Annotated in this window: 14 protein-coding genes and 1 tRNA gene; 6 read left to right on the forward strand and 9 right to left on the reverse strand. The window is 65.2% G+C overall.

The genetic code is table 11. The annotated features are described in order from the left end of the window. Window positions 1-176 precede the first annotated feature (176 nt). Window positions 177-250: transfer RNA gene (locus tag ACZ5B4_RS11770), tRNA-Arg, on the reverse strand. A gap of 221 nt (window positions 251-471) precedes the next feature. Then, on the reverse strand, window positions 472-1,812 hold the full coding sequence (locus ACZ5B4_RS11775; RefSeq protein ID WP_464911424.1) for a YdjY domain-containing protein: 1,341 nt from the start codon (window positions 1,810-1,812) through the stop codon (window positions 472-474). Window positions 1,813-1,950: 138 nt separating this feature from the next. Between ACZ5B4_RS11775 and ACZ5B4_RS11780 the strand changes: the two genes are divergently transcribed. Continuing rightward, window positions 1,951-2,793, forward strand: coding sequence for a hypothetical protein (locus ACZ5B4_RS11780; RefSeq protein ID WP_464911425.1), 843 nt, complete (start codon window positions 1,951-1,953; stop codon window positions 2,791-2,793). Between the two features lie 86 nt (window positions 2,794-2,879). Here the strand turns inward: ACZ5B4_RS11780 and ACZ5B4_RS11785 are convergent, their stop codons facing one another. Continuing rightward, entirely contained in the window at window positions 2,880-3,710 is an 831-nt protein-coding gene (locus ACZ5B4_RS11785; RefSeq protein WP_464911426.1) for a glycoside hydrolase family 16 protein, read from the reverse strand. A 507-nt stretch (window positions 3,711-4,217) separates the two neighbouring features. Here ACZ5B4_RS11785 and ACZ5B4_RS11790 point away from each other — a divergent pair. Continuing rightward, window positions 4,218-5,711 (forward strand): DUF4832 domain-containing protein, encoded by a 1,494-nt coding sequence (locus tag ACZ5B4_RS11790; RefSeq protein WP_464911427.1) that lies wholly within the window; start codon window positions 4,218-4,220, stop codon window positions 5,709-5,711. A gap of 199 nt (window positions 5,712-5,910) precedes the next feature. Here the strand turns inward: ACZ5B4_RS11790 and ACZ5B4_RS11795 are convergent, their stop codons facing one another. The 3 genes from ACZ5B4_RS11795 to ACZ5B4_RS11805 form a co-directional block, all read right to left on the reverse strand. Then, window positions 5,911-6,174, reverse strand: coding sequence for a hypothetical protein (locus ACZ5B4_RS11795; protein WP_464911428.1), 264 nt, complete (start codon window positions 6,172-6,174; stop codon window positions 5,911-5,913). Window positions 6,175-6,238: 64 nt separating this feature from the next. Next, a complete protein-coding gene (locus ACZ5B4_RS11800; RefSeq protein ID WP_464911429.1) occupies window positions 6,239-9,520 on the reverse strand; it encodes a LamG-like jellyroll fold domain-containing protein in 3,282 nt (1,093 codons plus the stop codon). A 196-nt stretch (window positions 9,521-9,716) separates the two neighbouring features. After that, entirely contained in the window at window positions 9,717-10,430 is a 714-nt protein-coding gene (locus ACZ5B4_RS11805; protein ID WP_464911430.1) for an SOS response-associated peptidase, read from the reverse strand. A 227-nt stretch (window positions 10,431-10,657) separates the two neighbouring features. On the opposite strand from ACZ5B4_RS11805, the gene ACZ5B4_RS11810 reads away from it, so the two are divergent. Further along, a complete protein-coding gene (locus tag ACZ5B4_RS11810) occupies window positions 10,658-11,494 on the forward strand; it encodes an undecaprenyl-diphosphate phosphatase (RefSeq protein WP_464911431.1) in 837 nt (278 codons plus the stop codon). 42 nt (window positions 11,495-11,536) lie between these two features. Here ACZ5B4_RS11810 and ACZ5B4_RS11815 read toward each other — a convergent pair whose 3' ends face one another. Together ACZ5B4_RS11815 and ACZ5B4_RS11820 are read right to left on the reverse strand one after the other, a co-directional pair. After that, a complete protein-coding gene (locus ACZ5B4_RS11815; RefSeq protein ID WP_464911432.1) occupies window positions 11,537-12,397 on the reverse strand; it encodes a trypsin-like peptidase domain-containing protein in 861 nt (286 codons plus the stop codon). 360 nt (window positions 12,398-12,757) lie between these two features. Then, window positions 12,758-13,552: a hypothetical protein gene (locus tag ACZ5B4_RS11820; RefSeq protein ID WP_464911433.1), complete on the reverse strand. Its 795-nt coding sequence runs from the start codon at window positions 13,550-13,552 to the stop codon at window positions 12,758-12,760. Window positions 13,553-13,984: 432 nt separating this feature from the next. Between ACZ5B4_RS11820 and ACZ5B4_RS11825 the strand changes: the two genes are divergently transcribed. Next, the gene (locus ACZ5B4_RS11825) at window positions 13,985-14,986 is read left to right on the forward strand and encodes a hypothetical protein (protein WP_464911434.1); all 1,002 of its coding nucleotides are present in this window, start codon (window positions 13,985-13,987) and stop codon (window positions 14,984-14,986) included. 63 nt (window positions 14,987-15,049) lie between these two features. Here the strand turns inward: ACZ5B4_RS11825 and ACZ5B4_RS11830 are convergent, their stop codons facing one another. Then, window positions 15,050-15,976, reverse strand: coding sequence for an HDOD domain-containing protein (locus ACZ5B4_RS11830; RefSeq protein ID WP_464911435.1), 927 nt, complete (start codon window positions 15,974-15,976; stop codon window positions 15,050-15,052). A gap of 556 nt (window positions 15,977-16,532) precedes the next feature. On the opposite strand from ACZ5B4_RS11830, the gene ACZ5B4_RS11835 reads away from it, so the two are divergent. Together ACZ5B4_RS11835 and ACZ5B4_RS11840 are read left to right on the forward strand one after the other, a co-directional pair. Next, window positions 16,533-16,982, forward strand: coding sequence for a hypothetical protein (locus ACZ5B4_RS11835; protein ID WP_464911436.1), 450 nt, complete (start codon window positions 16,533-16,535; stop codon window positions 16,980-16,982). 178 nt (window positions 16,983-17,160) lie between these two features. After that, window positions 17,161-18,321 carry a hypothetical protein gene (locus ACZ5B4_RS11840; RefSeq protein WP_464911437.1) on the forward strand — a complete coding sequence of 387 codons (1,161 nt, stop codon included), beginning with the start codon at window positions 17,161-17,163 and terminating at the stop codon, window positions 18,319-18,321. Window positions 18,322-18,443 lie beyond the last annotated feature (122 nt).

Genomic DNA, 18,443 nt, shown 5'->3' on the forward strand with positions numbered 1-18,443 from the left:
TCAATCCATCACAAGGTGCAATAGGGCCAATGTCCGCTCGGCCTCGGCCGGCGGCCAGGCCGACTCGTTCTACGATTCCGCGTGGGGGGACTGCCCCGAGACCCGGTCTTGCGGCGACGGGGGTTACGGCGGGGCAGGGCCAGCGGCGTCTTGAGTTCTAGCGCGGGTCGATGAAACGCGCCCGGAGGGACTCGAACCCCCAACCCTCGGTTCCGAAGACCGATGCTCTATCCAATTGAGCTACGGGCGCAACTGCCCCTGCCCACTTGCCGATTCGTCGGAGAGAGCCGGGCCAAGAATCGGTCGCGATGGCCGGCTCAGAACTTGCCGAGCCGGGCAGTTCGGGCGATTCCACCCCGTTCGGCCCGCCGCGAATCGCCGGTATCCTCACAACCGCCTATTTTACGAACGTTTCGGCGTCGCCGGAAGTGCCCCGTGAAATGCCCGCCGCTTTATGCGCGCCGCGCTCCATCACCTTGGCGGCTCGGAGGTGGGCGGCGGCTCGGCCGGTGGGGCGGCCGGCTCTTGCCCACCGGATTCCCCGTCCGGTTTCGTCGCCGCGGGCTTCGGCGTGAGGATCAGCGTCACCTCCGTGCCGAGCGGGGGGATCCGTTCCGTGAACGCCTCGAACATCAGGGCTTCGTTGCTATCGCTGCTGCGAATCGGGAGGTCGAGCACGGCACTGGGGAAATTGGAGACGCAGATCAGCTCGCCCGTCGCATCGGCATAGTAATATTCCTTGTCCGAGCCTTCCTCCTCTTTGAGCATTTGGCTGCCGGTGAAAATCCAGGGAAACTCGAGGGCACGGCCGGTCTGAACATTGCGAACCCACTCTTGGGCGGGCGACTGGTGGACGTTTCCTTGTTCATCCTTCCAAATCAAGCGGATATCCACCTCGGGTCCCTGAGCGGGAACGTACTCGGGATAGAACTGGACGGGCCGTCCCGGCTCCGCGCCCACGGCCAACAGTCCCGCGTGCACCAGACTGGGCGGCACCGCGATGGAAAGGACCGACTCGTGTTCCTTGGAGTTGCGGACACATGCGAACAATTCCAGGGAGCATTGCCGCTGACACACGCGGCCGATCAGAATCACAGCCCGCCTCTCGGCGTCCACCCAAATCGGTCGTTCGGGATCCAGTCGGGTCAATGCGGCGGCCTGCTCGACCAACGGCGGACCTTGCTCGATGGGGGCTTCGGCGGGGCTGGGTTCTCGGGATTGCTCCACCTCTCGGATGTAGAACGTCCGCGAAGCCGCCTCGATCAGCGTGTCTTGCCGGTAGAGGGCGGCCTTGACGTACCAGATCCCCGGCTTGGTGGCCCAATATTCGCTTTCATAGGAGCGCAATCCGCCGGGCGGCAGCGGCCCCAAGGGAACCCGCGATCGCCCCTCGCCGATGGTGTCCGTCAGTCCGAACTGGATTTCGCATCGCAACTCGAGATCGGAAATCTCGGCCGTATCCTTGTTTTCGACCACCGTGCGAAAGGTCACGGTATCGCCCTGTTTCCACTCGTTGTCGCCCAGTATGCTGAGTGAGAGAACCGCCTGGAGGTGTGCCGTTTCCGGTTGGGCGGAGGCGTCCGCCGGGGTCTGCGTCTCGGTGCCGTCCGATTGCTCGGCGGCCGCCGCGGGCTGCGAGGGGGCGGGGACCGCCGGTTCCGTCGGCGGCGACGGACGGCATCCGCACAGGGCAACCAGCAGCGCGAGCCGCCAAACGGCGGCGCCGAACCGCTTTGTCGCAAGCCCCGGAGAGACGCGCTCATTCTGAAGGACCGGACGGGGCGTTCGACGAGGGACGTTTTTGAGACGCACCCGAGGAACTCCTAACTACGGATGACCGACGGCACGAAGGACGACGACTCCGCCCATTATAGAATTCGCGGCGATGGGCCGGAACACCGCGCGGGTATCCCGGCGGCCCGGCCGCAAAGATAAAGAGGATCGACGCTCATGCTACGAACCACCGATCACGCAGGCCCCGGCGCGCTACCGGCCCTCCATTCTCGCGGCGGAAGCAGCGCCGGGCCGATCATCGATTGCCTGGGGAGCGCCATGGAAGTCCGCTGGGGATCGCCTGAACCGTGGTTGCGGGGACCGTGGCTGACCACCGTGACGCGCGGGCGGACGCCCCTGGTCTCGCGAAGCGACTGGGAACAAGTGTGCCGCTATCGCGAGGGGCAGATCGACCATTGGGAATACGAGATGAAGCTGTCTCACGGCGTACGGCTCCAACGGCAACTCACGTACCTCAGCCGACACGGCGTCCTCTTCCTGGCAGATGCGATCCTGAGTCCGCGCCGGGCCTGCTGGACGGTGGAGGCGGCCCACGGAATCCAACCCGGCGTTCGGCGGGATGACGATGGATCGTCCGCCGACCTGCCGCCGGGAAACGGTTGGGCAACGTGGTCGGCGTGTCTGGTTCCGCCGGAGAATCTTGAAGCCGTCGCAACGTCGCCCTCGATGGGACCGGGGATGGTGAGTCGGCGCGGTCGGTTCGAAGGGCGGGCCGTCTTTTTCCCCTTCGTGTTCCTCATCGCCCGGAGCGAGGCCGAGCGACAAGCACCGCCCCTTTGGCGAAGCCTGACCGTCACGGAGCGTGGGCAGGTCGTCGCGGCGGATGCGGCCGTCGCCTACCGTGTGCAACTGGGATCGCGGCAATGGGTGTTCTATCGCTCGCTTGCCGCTCCGGGAAACCGCGCGTTCCTGGGTTGCAATTTCGCGGGCGAATCGCTGGTGGGCGTCTTCGGAAAGAAAGGCGTGACCACCCTGCTGGAAGTCCATCTCGAAGAATAACGCGGCCGGCGCGAGCCAAGGCGCGACTGCGGATCGGCCGCCGGCTACGAACGATACTCGCCTCGCCGCCGGATGTCGCCCGCCATCTATTCATCCACCAGGTCGTACACGCGGACGTAGTCGATGAGCCATTCCTCGGGCAGATCGGCCTTGCGGATGTCTCCCGCCCACTCGCCGATTTCGACCGTCAGTTTGAGATAGAGCGGCACTTGGCAGACGCCGCCGGCCGAGGTTCGCCACGTCTCCTTGCCGTCCACGTCGAAAACGTATTCGTCCGGTTTCCACCACAGGCCGTAGGTGTGGAATCCCTCGAGAATCTCCGGGCGGGAGAAGACCGTGCCGGCGTGCCGGTGGTCCTTGCCGTAGCCGTCCCAGTGCAAATTGGAGGTCAACCGCCCGTCGCGATAGGGCATTTCCATGATGTCGATTTCGGTGCCGTCACGGCCTTCGTCACCGACGCGCCCCACGCCGGAACCGAACATCCAAAAGGCGGCCCAATGCCCCGGCTGCTTGGGGTGCGTGCAACGGCAGACGAAATACCCGAAGTTCTTGGCGTATTTATCGCGGGTGGCGATCGCCCCCGAAGTGAATCGTTCGCCGTCTCGCTTGGTGCGGATCACCAAGTTGCCCTTGCCGTCGAGGTAGGAATCCTCTTTGACCCAAAAGCCGTCGCGGCGTGCCCAATCCCCGTAGATCGTCCACTTGGACTCGTCGATCTTGCCGCCGTCGAACTCGTCGTGCCAAACGAGGACCCACTTCTTGCCGGGCGGAGGCGGCGGCAACGGGTCGGCGGGCGAAAGCTGAGCGATGTCCGCCGCGGTCTGTTCGGCGTGTGCCTTCGATCCTGCGGCCGACGTTAACAGGAGCACTGCGGCCGACGCCACCCCACAAACCACTCCAAGCGATCGTGCGATCATGAGGACGTTCTCCCTGCGGTGCAACATGCGGAACCAGCGGACGCGGAAGGCTATTCTCCCGGATGCACGGCCCGCGATTGCGGGCAGGCCCCCGGCACGGGGCGACGGCGGTAAGACAGGCCTGCCGCATCCGAGATCGGACGCCATTGTATCACGCCCGGTCGCCGCTTGCAGTACGATTTGCGGCGTGGCAAGATCGGCCGTATCATGAGTGGGCCGGTGCCGAAACACGGACGCGACGGGGCTCGTCCCTTGGGGAGCGACCGCAAAACCGCCGAAGCCGGCGAGCGCGTCCCTCTCCGGGCTCGATGTGGCATCCCGCGTTTTCGAGCTTCGGGTTGACGCCCAAGTCGCGCGCTGCGGACGGCGCGAAGGGAAATGGAGGGGCACGCTCCGCCGCGGTCGAGAATGCGGCAAACGGCTTTAGGCTGAGGTACCCGTCGGTTGGATGATCGAGCCGACCCGGCGCGAAAGATTCCCTACCGGCCCTTGCAACAGGAGCCAGACATGCTCTGTCGCCACGTTTGGATTTCGCTGGTCATGACGGCGGTTTGGGTCGGGTTCGTCCGCTCGGAAGAGACGCAACCCGGCGAGCACGGGGACGCCGAGGAGCGGGTCGTCGTCCGATTCCAGGACAACGGAGCGGCCCTTTGCAACCCCGGCATGGGCTGGGTTCTGCACTATTACGACAACGTGCCGGCCAACTACGGCTCGCGCTTGTCGCCTTCCGATACGGTGGACGATTTTCCCGGCCTGACGGTGGTTTACCTCCGCATTCCTTGGTCGTACTTGGAACCGGAGGAAGGCCGATTCTGCTGGTCGGTGCTGGATACCCCGGCCCAGCGCTGGATCGCCAAAGGCAAACAAATCGCCCTTCGCATCTCGTGCAGCGAGTCGTGGACCCGCTACGCCACGCCGGAATGGGTGGAAAAGGCGGGAGCCAAGGGATTCAACTTTCGGCCCGGCGCCGGCGTTCAGGAAGACGGCCCGTATTGGGAGCCGGATTACAACGACCCTGTTTTCCTGGAGAAGCTGGATCACTTCCTCGCGGCCTTGGCCGACCGCTACGACGGCCGTCCCGACGTGGCCTGGATCGACGTCGGATCCTTCGGGGTGTGGGGCGAGGGGCACACCTTCGCTTCCACCCGCATCCGTTACTCGGCGGATACCGTGATTCGGCACATCGACCTGCACCGCAAGCACTTTTCCCGAACGTTGCTGGCGGCCAACGACGATTACGTCATGACGGAGGAAGGCGAAAAGGCGATCGCGTACGCGCGGGATGCCGGCCTGACGCTGCGCGACGACAGCATCATGGTGCAGCCGCGGCCGAACTCGTACTTCCACGCCGCAATGGCACAGGACTTTTGGCCCCGCCTGCCGGTCATCCTGGAGAGCGAGCACTACGGCCCGTCGAAGAATCGCGAGGCCTGGGGGGACGGCTCGATGTACGTCCGAGCCATGTTCGAGTACCACGCGTCGTACGCCTCGATCCATTGGTGGCCGCGGGAATTCCTCGAAGAATGTCGGCCGCTCATCGATCGCATGAACCGCCGCCTGGGATATCGGCTGCTGCCGCTGGAAGTGTCGTATCCGGCGCGGCAGTCGCGGACGGCTCCCCTCGCGCTGACTTCCACCTGGTGCAACGACGGCGTAGCCCCGTGCCACGGCGGCGGGCATCCCGCCGTCACGCTCAAGGATGCCCAAGGCGGAATCGTCGCCGTGTGCGTCGATGAAAAGGCCGACGTCCGCACGCTGCCGGTCCGCGAGGTCGAATTAAAGGGGCCGGCGGCGGACGAGCCAGTCGACGAAAACCTGCCGCCCCCGCCGACCGTCACGTGGAAGGCCGCGTTCTGCCTGCCCTTCCAGCTACGACCGGGCAAGTATCAGGTGTATTTGTCCGTGGGCGACAAGACGGGCTCGCCGGTCATCGCCTTGCCCCTCGACGGCGATGACGGACAGCGGCGATACCGCGTCGGCGAAATTACCATCGTGGAATAGCGCTCCGGCGTCGGCGCAAGCCTGGGGCGTATAGGCGAACCTCAGACGGCAGGTCGAGCCGGTTTTGGAGCCTCCGGCGAGAGAGCCGGCGGTATTGCGTCGCTGCCCGGGATTCAATACCCGTTCCACATGTTTGCCGCGGCGGGTTTCCGGCCGGTGGCGCATTTGGTTGCCGGTGTTGCGTCATGATCGCACCGGCTCAGGCAGGCGGCTCCGGCGTGTCGTCGGGCGTGTCGTCGGGCGGGGGCACGTCATCTTCGTCCGGGGGAATCTGCCACTCCATCAGCCCCCCCACCAAACCGCACAGCAACAACCAAGGCGGCAAGGTGATGACCCAAGCATGGCGATATTCCTCTTTGAAGTTGAGAAAAAAGAATGCGGCGCCGCCACCCATCGAAACGACCGACTTGAAGAGCACCGATCGCCAAGTCGCTTTGGGGTTCCGTTTTTCCAACAGGCCCATGGCCGGCACTCCTTTCACATCTTCCCCGGGACCGCCGTGCGTGTTCCCGGGGAGCAGCGTCCCGTCACCGGAGCCGCAGCGTGCATTGCGCGGAGGCCCCGCCCGCCAATTCCCGCACGGATAACGTCCACTCGCCCGGCGCGTCGTTGGGAGCCGACTCGAAGCGGACGTTCAACACCCCGTCCTTGGCGGCGTAATATCCGCTCGGCTCCGCTCGCCGTCCCTGCGGATCGGTGAGGATGAGCTCGACGGGCAATACCGCCGGAATCGCACCGCCGCCGGCGTCCGTAATGCGGACCGCAAGGTCGATCGTCTCGCCGCGGCGTGCCTCGGCGGGTGCCCGGCATTCGAGCCCGGCGATGGGCCGAGGTAGCACGATGAAGAGCCTGCCGCCGCCGGGCCCCAGCTCCACGTTCCACCGCAGCCGCGTGCCGTCGCCGTCGGCCGCCGCCGTGCGTCCCGCCGGGAGCTCGTACACCGTGCCGTTCGGACTTTGTAGGGAGATTTCGGACCGGAGGGGCAGCCCCACTTCCATGACCTTGCCGTGGTGCCCCACATAATCGCCGAAGGTGCGGCGGTCGTTGAGGACGAAGACGTAGAGCGCCTCGCCGTATTGCCGCAGGCGGACCACCGCGTCCGGTTCGGAGGCGTCCACGCGGCGGGGGTAGCGGGAGTCCAAGGATTCGCGGAGGCGTTGGGCCAGGGCCTGCAACTCGGCCTTGTCGCGGTCCGGGGCACCCGTGCGGCGATAGACGGGGAGCACGACGTCCGCCGAGACGGCCGGGGCCAGGAACTCGTCGCCGACGACGATCCCGCCGGCGGCTTGGAAGGCGCGAATCCGCTCCACCACCGACCGCGGCAGGACATCGCAGGCGGGAAGCACCAACACCTTGCAACCGTCCAGTCCGTCGCGGAGCAGCGTTTCTTCGAAAATCACCCTGGGTTGCAGGTGCGCCCATTGCAAAACCAGGTGCACGTCGGCCTCCCAGGACTTTCCCCAGCCGAAGCTGCCCCGCCCCGCGAACATTTGCGACGAGAAACTCTCGAGGATCGCGACGTCGGCGGGGACATCGGGGACTTGCAGCAAGGTCGGGCCCAAGGGACGGACGACATCGCGAATCAGTTCCGCGAGGACCTCCTGGGTTTGCGGATGGGTGTAGCGATACGCCCCATGGTCGGCTTCCACCAGCGAACCCCAACCGTGGTACATGATTCCGCGGACGGGGCGGGATATCTTCGACCAAAAGGCCTCGCGGAGGTGGTCCGGCGAAATGGTGATGAATCGCGCGTCGGGGATGCGCCGCTCCCATTCGGCACGACGGGTTTCGTCTTGCGGCAACTCGGGAGCGGTCTGCGAGCGGTACCAGATGATCTGCGTCATCTTCATGACCTGTTGGCCCGGGCGACCCGCGGCCATGGCGAACAGTTCGTCGGCGGCTTGGCCGATCTTAATGGGGTCGGGGTAGCTGTAGGTCCATTGGGAAATGACATCGGTTTCGCCGCCGCTGCCCCACACGGCGGGTGCCCGTACGGCCGGATCGAAGAACGTCCACCAGTCCTTGCGTCCGTGCTCTTTCAGACCGCGGTGCACGGCCGAGTGCAAGGCGTTCCAGCCGTCCCCCTCCTTCCAAAACCAGCGATAGTAGGTCAGCAGCGGATTGCCGTCGTCCAGGGCGCGATCGGCGGGGAACTCGGGCAGCGAAGAATAGCGGACACCCCATTTGCTCGTCGCCTGCTCAGGAATATCGTAGCCTGCGAAAGCGCGAAAGGCCGCGCGGTCGTGCTCGTGGAAGCACAGATTCGTGGCGTCCCGGACCTCGGTGTCGATCAAGGCCGCCTGCACGGCCGGGAATCGCCCGAAGGCCTCCCCGACCGAGGCTCCCACGTTGTAGCAGAAGCGAGGCAGCTCGGGAAACAGCCCGCAGGGGTTGGCATCCTTGTAAGGTTCGCCGTTGCGATTAACACGTTGGTAGGCCGCCCCGCGCTCGGGATCGCGCGCGAGCCAGGCCGCCGGAGAAAGCGAGACGACGGCCCCGACGCCGCGCGCCAGATACTCGTTCAGCTCCGCCGCGCGGGTCGCCAAGGCGGCCTCATCCAAGGGCGAGGTCGGTTCGCCGGCCGGCCAAATCCGATCGTAGTCCGCCGCGGAGATCAATTGATGGGTAAAGCCGATCTCTTGCAGCCGATCCAGATCGCCCGTCCCCCACATCACGACGGGCATGACGTCCGGCAGGGGGCGCGGCGCCACCGTGACTTCCAAGTCCAAGGATGACGTCGCGAGCCGGTCGCCGATCTTCCCCGAGACGGTGACGCGCAAGGGATATCGGCCCGGTCGCAATCGCGTATCGACGGGAATCGCGATTCGCGTCTCGCCGCCGTGCGGCACGATGGGGATCGTCCGGGAACCGGCGACGCCGGCCGAATCCCATGCAACGGCCAGGTCCCGAGCGTCGTCCGCGGCGTCGTTGAAGGCGAGCACATCGACGGCCGAGTCCGCTTCCATCCGCAGAAAGGCCCTGCGGCTCAGCGGCGCAAGCGCGATCTCCAGGCCGCCCGCGAAGTGCGGGGGGATTCCGCTCATGATCCGCACTTGATCGATCCAGCCGGGAAAGCCGGCGTGGATCGAGCCGTAGCGATCGCCGATGACGAGGTTGTAGCCGCCGGGCGTGATCGGACCGCGGTCTTTGTGGACGACGCGGCCGCTCGGTTCACCGTTGACGAAGAACCGCCCTACCCCCTCGCCGTCGTAGGTGAACGCCACGTGCGTCCACTCGCCGGACGGCAATGCGATCTCCTGCGACACGTATTCGGCCGAATCGCGGCCATATCCGAGAAAGGCCGTCAGACGGTATTTTCCCAGGCCCGTCCGCCGCAGATAGAGGCAATAGTCGCAGTTGGCCTGCGGCAAGTCCTTGGGATACGGATAATACTTTTTGTCCAACAGAAAGGCCGTCGCGCAGTCGGCCAACTCGGGTTTGGGTTTGATCCACAATTCCAGAGTGAAGGCCCCGGCGGGCGAGAGGTCGGGTGCGTTCTTGACGATCGCCCCGTGCGGGACGTCGGCGTCGGATCCCGCCCGAAAGCTCTCCAAGCAGTTCCCGAAGACGCCGCCGGGAACGAATCGGGATGCACCGCGGAGCGTCAAGTCGTGCCCGCGTCCGCCGCCGTCGAGACTCTCCTTCCCCGGCAGGAATTGCCACAAGCCGAGCACGTCCGGACCGGCGGCCTCCTGCCCCTGGTACAGTTGCTCCCAGGGTTTGGGCGGCTGAGACTCCGCGGCCGCAACGACGCCCGCCGACACTACTAGTCCGGCCGCAAGCACCGCCTGACGTAATCGTCGTTCCATGGATTCCGCTATCTCCGTCGGGGCAACACGAGAGATGATCAGGATCGGGCGAGCGTGCTCGCGCATCGGCGGCACGGCCGCCCACCGCGTGGTTATGGTGACATCACCGTATCAAATCCGGGCCCGGCGAACAACGTTCCAGCTTCGGAGAAACTCGATCTCTGGCAAGGTGTCGGCATACCCGTCGCGCCGATTCTCAGAACAGCGAGCCGGGGAACTCGCCTCGCTCCAGGCACCGGGGTCCTTCATGGACGGGGGCGTTGACGTAGTTGCCGACCGGAAAGGCCTCCATTTCCTCGTCCGGATAAGGACGCAAAAGCCCTTGCAGCGCGGCGGGGTCCTGAAGGTCGAGGTTCAGCCAGTCCGCGTAAAGCTCCGGCGGGAGGATCGCCGGCATGCGGTCGTGGATTTGCGACATCAGCGCGTTCGGACCGGTCGTCAGAACCGCGCACGATTCCAGCACGGAACCGTCCTCCGACTCGCGCGATTCCCAAAGCCCTGCGAAAGCAAAGAGCCGATCGTCGCGGAAGTGAATGAAGTAGGGCTGCTTGCGGCGGTCGAGACGCTTCCACTCGTAGAAGCCGTCGGCGGGGACCAGGCACCTGCGGTAGCGGAAGGCTGCGCGAAAGGCCGGCCGCGTCGCGGCGGTCTCCGCCCGGGCATTGATCCAACCCGCTTCGGAAGGGGTCTTCGCCCATTGCGGGACCAAACCCCATTGCAGGCGACTCCATTCCCTCCGCGCCTCGCTGCGCCCCTCTGCATTCGACGCCCCGGCGGGAACGGCGCGGACGACGTCCACCGGCTGCCCCGGCGCGATGTTGTAGCGCGGCTCCAAGAGCGGTAGTTCCGCCAGTTCGAAGTGCTCGGCCACGCTTTTCGGATCGGTTCGTAACGTGAATCGCCCGCACATCAGGTATCGCTCCTTTTCCGACGCGAGCCGCAGCGTCGCGCCCTTCACGAGAACCGGGGCGGCTCTAGACAACGGGCGGTTCGCGAAAATCGTTGCCGCCACAATTGTATCGATTCCGCGGGCGAAGCGACCGCACGGCCCGCAACGGCTTCTCCGTAAGGTACAATTGGGGAGTTTTCCCGGCGGGATCCGGGGCTTTTGTCCTTGGCCTGGCTGCGAGGATCGCGATGGCGCCCATCGTTTGGGAATATCTGGAAATCGCGCTGTTGGCGGTGATTCAGGGCGTGACCGAGTTCTTGCCGATCAGTTCCTCCGGGCACGTGATCGTGTTGGCCGCCCTGTTCGATCGTTTCGGCCACCCTCTCGACCAGAAGCTGACCATCAATATTGCCCTGCACATGGGCACGTTGCTGGCCATCGTCGTGTTCTATCGCGATCGCATCATCCGGTTGTTCGGGAGCGACCGCCGGTTGATCGGGCTCATTTTGCTGGGCAGCGTGCCGGCGGGTTTGGCCGGCGTAAGCTACAAGAAGTTTTTCGGAGCGTGGTTCGTCGCCCGATTCGGCTGGGATCCGTTGGAGGAGGCCCTTGTGGCGGGCATCATGTTCGCCGCGACGGGCGCGCTGCTGATGGCGGCACGGCGGTGGGAATCCCGGCGCGGTCGCGGCGTCATTTCCGGCAGCGAATTGACCTATGGGCAGGCCCTTTGGATCGGCATCTTCCAGGCGCTGGCCATCCTGCCGGGATTGTCGCGGAGCGGTTCCACCATCGCAGCGGGATTGTTTTGCGGCCTGAAGCGCGACGAGGCGGCGGCGTTTTCCTTCTTGCTGGCCTTGCCCGCCATGGCCGGCGCCGGTTTGTTGGAGGCGTGGGACGCTGCCAAGGAATCGGGCGGTACGCTGGAGGCCGGGCCGCTCATCGTCGGCGCCGTGCTGGCCTTCTTCGTGGGTTGGGCGTCCCTACGCTGGCTCATTGCATGGTTGGAAAAAGGCCGCTTGGGTTGGTTCGCCGCCTACGTCTTCGTCCTCGCGCCGCTGGTGATCGCCTGGCGATTGCTTTCGTGACCGGGGCGATGCGGCCGCGCCGTGCTGCATCCGCCCGGCTGTTCACGGGGCCGGCGGCTCTTCTTGCACCGCCGCCTCCACGGCCTCCCGCGCGAACGGCGACGGCGCCACAATCGCCAGCCCCATGCGGTGGCGGTACTTGCCGCTGCCGTAGATCAACTTGTATTCCTCATCGATGAAATGCTGGGCGACGACGATTCCCAGAATCAGCCCGTCTTTCTTCGGCCCGCGATCGACCCCCTCGGCATCATGCAGGTCCCAAGCATAGACCGGCCCGCCGCTATCGCCCTCGAAGATATTCATGTCCGCCAAGAATGTGCGGCCCGGCTCGATGGGTAGGAAGGGATAGCCGGCCAGGCACCCCAACCGAACGACCCCGAATTCGAGCGGGCTTCCCTTGAAGGCGTTGCCGTGCGGAAATCCGATGCAGCGGACCAAATCGCCGGGCTGAAGGGCAAGCCGCCCCAGATCTTCGGCCGTGGCCAGCGAATCCCAAGGCAGGACGGCCAAATTGTCTTCGTCGGAGAAGGGTACGGGAATCGCCGCCAGGTCCGCCGTCGGATGTTGCCGCCAAAGCGGCTTGCCGTCGCGGCGAATCGCCAGCGGTTTGGGGTTCGTCCGGAATCGGCCGCTTTCGTCCCGGCAGTGCAGGATGACGGTGCATTCATCGCCTTGCATGGCCGAGAATACGTGATTCGCCGACAGCAGGACCGGCTTGCCTTCCGCGGAACGCACCAAGACCGCGGTCGCGGTGGAACCGGGATTGACCACCTTCACCGTGGCCCAAAGCACGGTGGTGGGAAAACCCTCGCCGCCGCAGCAGGCGGAATCCCATGCCGGCCCCAAGAGCGACCAACATGACAGGACGATCCCCAGCCCGATGCGGATGTTCTGAGTAGGCATAAAGGCCCTCTTCTGCTGCCGGTAGGCGGCAAGATTCGATGTGTTTCGAGCCGCGGCGTTGGGAGTTGCGATTCGGTCCTCCGCAACGTACCCGCCGCCGTGATGTCCATAACGTGACGTCCCAAACTCGACCCCTTCCAGTCTAGTTGCCGCGACCCGCGCTTTCCCGCGACGGAAATCAAGGCCGAAATCCCGACTCTTCGCGCGACCTCGATCATGCTGGGTTACCATTCGGGACGAATACCGAGCCATCGCGCAAAAAAATCGGCCGAGGTTCCGCCGATCGGAACACTCGGCCGGGCCTGCGGAAATGTCGCTCGTCATCGGGCCGTTCCGTCGATCATCGCAGTCGGCGACGGCTCACGGATTGGCGGCCGGGGCCGGAGCGGCGTTTTCCTGCGCCGAAGCCCCCGCAGCAGCGGCTTCGGCGCCCGCGACATTTTCACCTTGCGACTCCGCGTCGGGCGACGCCGGCGGTTCAACCGGGGCTGGGGCGGCCTCCTCACCCGCCGGAGCGGAGGGCTGGGCGGCTTCCGCCTTGGCTTTTTCCAGCTCCGCTTTCATGGCTTCGACTTCGGCCTTGGCTTGGTTGACCGCCTCTTGCTGTTTTTGCAGATCGGCCTGAGCGGCGGCCAGCTTGTCCTGCTCCGCCTTGACGGCCGCGGCGGCCTGCTCCGCCTGGGCCTTCGCCGCTTGAGCCTTTTCCATCTCGGCCTTGGCTTGAGCCATCAAGGTTTCAGCCTCGGCTTTGACCTTGGCCGCCTCTTCCTTGGCCTTGTCCGCGGCTGCAACGTCGGCCTTGGCCTGAGCCGAAGCATTCTCCGCCTCCGCCTTGGCCTTGAGAGCGGCTTCGGTTTCGCCCCGAATCTGGGCCAACGCCTTGGCCGCCTCTTCCTTCACCGAATTCAAGGCTTGCTCCACGGCCGCCTTCACGGCCTCGGCTTGGGCCTTGGCGGCTTCCGCGGCCGCTTGGGCCTCTTCCGCCTCCTTCTTGGCTTGCTCGGCCTTCTCCCGCTCGGCCTGCAAGGCCGCTACGGCGGGATGGACCCGGCACGCCCGCCTTTTCAGCAGGCCGAACGGTCCGGCCCACGCGGCATCGGCGGTCATCGACAGGATGATCAACGCCGAGGCCGCAATCCACACGGCTCTTCGCATCGTCGCACCTCCTTTACAAAAGGGGAAACTCGGGGACTGCGCTCGGACGCCGTCGTCCGAGTCGGCCACGACTCTCAAGGAAGCTTCCATTGCCGCACGGACACGACCCCATGTCGGACACGAGCCAATGTCCGTTTTGCAATGCCAATGCCGTCGGTGGGAAATTCGGCGGAAATTGTAGATTCGTCGTCTTCCTTCGATATCATAATTCGGACCGCCGCGGTTTGCACACAGATCTCCGTATTCGGCCGCAGTCAGCGTGCTCCTCCACGGCGGCGGGTTCCGAGCGGCCGCGTCTTTCCCCGCCGGATTGTCTCGCATTGCCGCTTGGCGGGCGATATGATGAAGGAGTGCACACGGCGCGGCCCGGTCGGACGAGCCGCCGCATGGGTTCTTTTCGGCGAGGCTGGAGCCATGTACCGGATACGGAAAATGCGAGCCGGGCGGATCGCGGTCGCCGCGGTCGTCGGCGGTTGGATTGCGGCGTCGGGACTTTCCGCCTGGGGGCAATTCAATCCCATGCAAGGGCCGATGCGACGGCCGCAAGAAGGCCCTCGCGGCGTCCCCGGGGCCCAGGCCCAGCGCATCGAGGCCTCGGGAATCGTCGAGGCGGTGTCGCCGCAAGCGATTCGCATCTTGTCACCGACGGGCCAACCCTGGGACCTGGTTCCCGCCAAAGGCTGCAAGCTGACGCTGACCGGCAAGGCCATGCCCGACGTCTTGCGCCCCGGAATGTTCGTCCTGTTCACAGCCGAGGTCGAGAAGAGAACAGGAATCGTGGCGGAGCCGGTCGCGACGCTAATTATCTGTTCCGCCGACCAGCACCATCTGCCGGGCGTATTTCCCGAGGGTACCCGGCCGGTCGAACCGGGCGAGGGAGGAGCCGACGCAGGTCAGGGCATGCCGGGCGGCTTACCCGGCGGGGGATTCGGCGGCCCCTTGGGCGGCGAACTCCCGGCAAACCCTCGCGCCCGATCACCGCGACAACCCCGCGGCGTGCCCGACTCTCCGCCCTCGGAGCGCTTCGAAATCTGCGGGCGCATCACGAACATCGCCAAGACGGGGAAGATCACCGTCATGGCGCCCAACCAATACATCCGCGCGCCGATCACCTTCGAGCTTGCCGAGAACGCCGACATCAGCCTCGAGTTGAGCGGCGCGGAGGCGGCGCCCCTCATCCGCAAGGGTGCCAAAGTCGAGGGCATGGGGACCCAGATCGGCCCTTCCGCCGCGCAGATCACCGAGCTGAAAGTTGACCTGCCCGAGCCGCTGACGTTCGCCGAACCCAAGAAGACCCCGCCCGGCAGAGAGGCTCCGCCGGCAAGGGAACGCACGCGTCCGACCGATCGCGAAGGCGACCGGAAGGCGCCCGCGGCCGAAAATGCGGAGCATCCATCCGAACCACTCCCTGCCGCGGAAGAGGCGGAGAAGTAGGCTCGGCCTTTCCCCTCGTGTCTCCACGGCTCCGCCCGGCCGGCGGTTGAGAACGGCGTCGTCTCAGTTCGGCAAGCCCACGGTTTGCGCCGCGGTGTCGCTGTCTTCGTACCACTCCTCCAGCGTCTTGCCGCCGGCGGACATCTTCAACAGAGGCGCCAATTCGGCGCACATTTCGTCCACTTCGCGGAGTACGACCGAAGGCTCCGGTTCATCGCCGCCCACCAGGACGTGATACCACTCCTGGAAGATGCGCCGTTCATGCCACGTGTCGTCACTACCGGGTGGGAGCATGGCCGACAGCCCCACCACGGCCTCGGCCAATTCCCGCTCCCCCAGGTCTTCCGACGGCGACACCACGTGCCGTTCGATGAGCTGGACGAAGCGGGCGGGAAGATTCCACTGCCGGGCCATCATGCCCCCGGCTTCGGCGTGCGTCCAGCGGCAAACGGCCTTCTCCACGGTGGACAGACGCCGCCGACCGTCGTCACGCGCGGCCAGGAATTTGACGTAAATCTCCGGGACCTCCTTCGCCAACAAGGGGACCGCCATATCTTGCAGCAAGGCGGCCGCGAACAGCTCCTCGCAATCGGCGGCTTTCAGAATGCGACCCAACTCTCGGGCGAAGAGCGCGCGGCGGAGGGAATCCCGCCACAACCCTTTCACGTCGAACGGCCCGCACTTCGGGCTGGGCATCAGGCTGAACACCGCGCTCCACAGCACGAAGTTCTTGATCGTCTTCATGCCCACCAAGGTGATCGCCTGTTGCACGCTGGCGATCTTGCCCGGAAAACCGAAGTACGACGAATTGACGAACTTGAGCACTTGAGACGCCAGACCCGGGTCGGCGTTGATGGGAACCGCCAACTCCGCCGGCCCGGATTCGGGATCCTGAGATATTTGCAGGATTTGAATGGCACTCTGGGGAAGGGCCGGCAACTGAGCGTTAGCCAAGAGTTTTTCCAACGGAACCGACAAGCTTGTGGACATCTTATCCCCCGGATTCTCCGCGATCGCTTCGTTCCACGGAATACCGCACGCCGCGATCAACCTCGAAAAGATGCGCCAAGGACGGTGGAAACGCGCATGGGGCCCGCACTGTCGCTCGTCCCCGGAAGCCCGAATCACGGCGGGGCTTTCCGGACGGACGGGCCGGTTCGGCGTCGCACAACGGCGTTGCTGCACGCTGCTCTAGAAAAGCCTAGGTCACAAACCTCGATGCGCCAAACCGAACGGGCCGAACACGAGGGGGATTTCCTCTCGAAGACGAATCCCGGTCGTGCCGCCCCCGAGCAACACATACCGCGCAGCCTCGGCCGCAGAACGGCTCGCGCGGTTTCCCCGCGGTGTTGAGAAAACGCGACGCCGTCGGAAAACGGCGTTGCCCGAACGCGACGCCCCGCCGCCGAAAAGCGGCCTTTCTTCCCCGTGGATGTCTTCTGCACAAAAGGGCACGCGGATTGCCCTCTGCTCCCTCAGCCGGTCGCCGCCCCGGCTTCCTCCTCCGGGAAGTGCCAAGTCCGCTGCCGTCGCTTCGGGTGCTGATGTGATCGAGCTGAAATCCCAACGCCGTGAAGCCCCGCCGGTTTCGCAGCCGGACACGCCACGCGACGCGAGCCGCGGCGCGACCGCCCTTTCGCGCGGCGCGGAGATCACGGAGGGCCGAACCCGGCGGACGGTGGCCTTGCTGTGTCTGACAGGGCTGCTCTGGGGTTGGCTTTTGACGTGGTACCCCATTTCCGCGGACCGCCGTGGAGCGGAAACCGCCGTGCCGCGGGCGGGCGTGACGGGCGAAGAGCCGCCCTGGCGGCGAACCAACGACGGCTGGGAACCGGCTTGGTGGCTGGTCCGGCCGAAGACCTTCCATTACCCCTCCCTGCACCCGCTTTGGCTCTTCGCCGGTCAGGTGCTCTCCTGCGCCGCCGTCGCCCTCACGGAAAACTGCAAGCCGCGCGGCATGGAGCTTTCCGCTCGCCCCCGGCGCCGCTCCCGTTGAGGACCTTCGTTCGCGCATCGTCCCCGCGAAACTCGATACAATGGCTCAGGGGCGGCCACTCACCCTCGCCGATTGCGGCCGTCCGCTTGGATGGCCGCCGCCCCCGCCCCGGACCGCCCGATGGCGAAAACCGGTCGCAAGCCCCGAACGTTCCAGCCCATATTCAGGGAGGCCCACCATGCTGCGATCTGAGAAGCGGCCCCGAGCGGCGCGGCGATTGTCAACGGCGTACGCCGGCCGTGCAATCCTGTTGACGATGGCAACGACGTCCTTCCTTTTCCTCGCTTCGTCGGCGCCCCGGGCGTTCGCGGAAGATGCCGCCGCCCCCGGCGAAGCCGTCGACCGGGAAACACTCGATCAATGGGCCGCGCCGTATCGCGGATGGCACTATTACCCCGAACACGTGATTCCCAGCCGGCCCAATATTCCCGGCTTCGAGGATTTTCACAGCACGGACGTCCCCTGCGTCTATCAAATACCGGAACGCCCTGATCGCTGGTACATGAGTTTTATTGGCTTTAACGGCCGCGGATATAACAGCTTTGTGGCGGAAAGCACCGACTTGGTTCGCTGGGACAATCCGCGATTGGCGATGGGCTTTGGGATGCCGGGCGAATTCGACCACGGGGGATGCGTGGTGGGAGCATATCTCTATGAATCGTACGACGTGAAGGCCCCGCGAACTCTTCAATCGAGAGACGGCTTCTATTGGACTTTGTACGGTTGCTATCCGCGGCAAGGCGGCTACGAACTTCGCCCCGGCTACGAAGGCGTGGCCAAGAGTCGCGACGGCTTGACCTGGGAACGCGCCCTCCCCGCCCCCATTTTGTCTATTTACGACCCGGATTGCGGAGCATGGGAAAAAGATTGCATCTATCAACCTTGGCTCCTGGAATATAATGCGATCTTTTACAATTTCTATAACGCGGCGCAAGGCTCCGTGGAACAGACCGGCCTGGCCTTTTCGCGCGATCTGCTCAACTGGAAGCGGCACGAAAACAATCCGGTGATTCGCGTTCGGCCGGGCGGTTACGACGAGGTATTCGCGAGCGATCCCAAGGTCTTCCGCGACGGCGATCATTGGACCATGTTCTACTTCGGTGTGGGAAAGGGAGGCGCCCACATCATGATCGCTTTTTCACGGGATCTACGAAATTGGACGGCCCACCCCGAGCCGCTTTACAAGGCGGGCGGACACCCCCTCGGTCTCGACAAGACCTATGCTCACAAGATATCCCTGGTCTATAACCCCAAGAACGATACCTTCTATATGTATTACTGCGCCGTGGGTGAACACGGCCGCGGTATCGGGTTATTGACCAGCAAGCCGCTCCGGTAATACGGAAAAGCGGCGACGCCGGGGCGTACAGATCGCGGCGCGCCGCGGCTGCCGCCGGCTTGTGTTTCGAGTCCGACGCGAGTAGTATCCGTAGCGTGCGTCGGGGTCGCCCATCGCTTCGC

This window comes from Thermogutta hypogea (assembly GCF_055386265.1).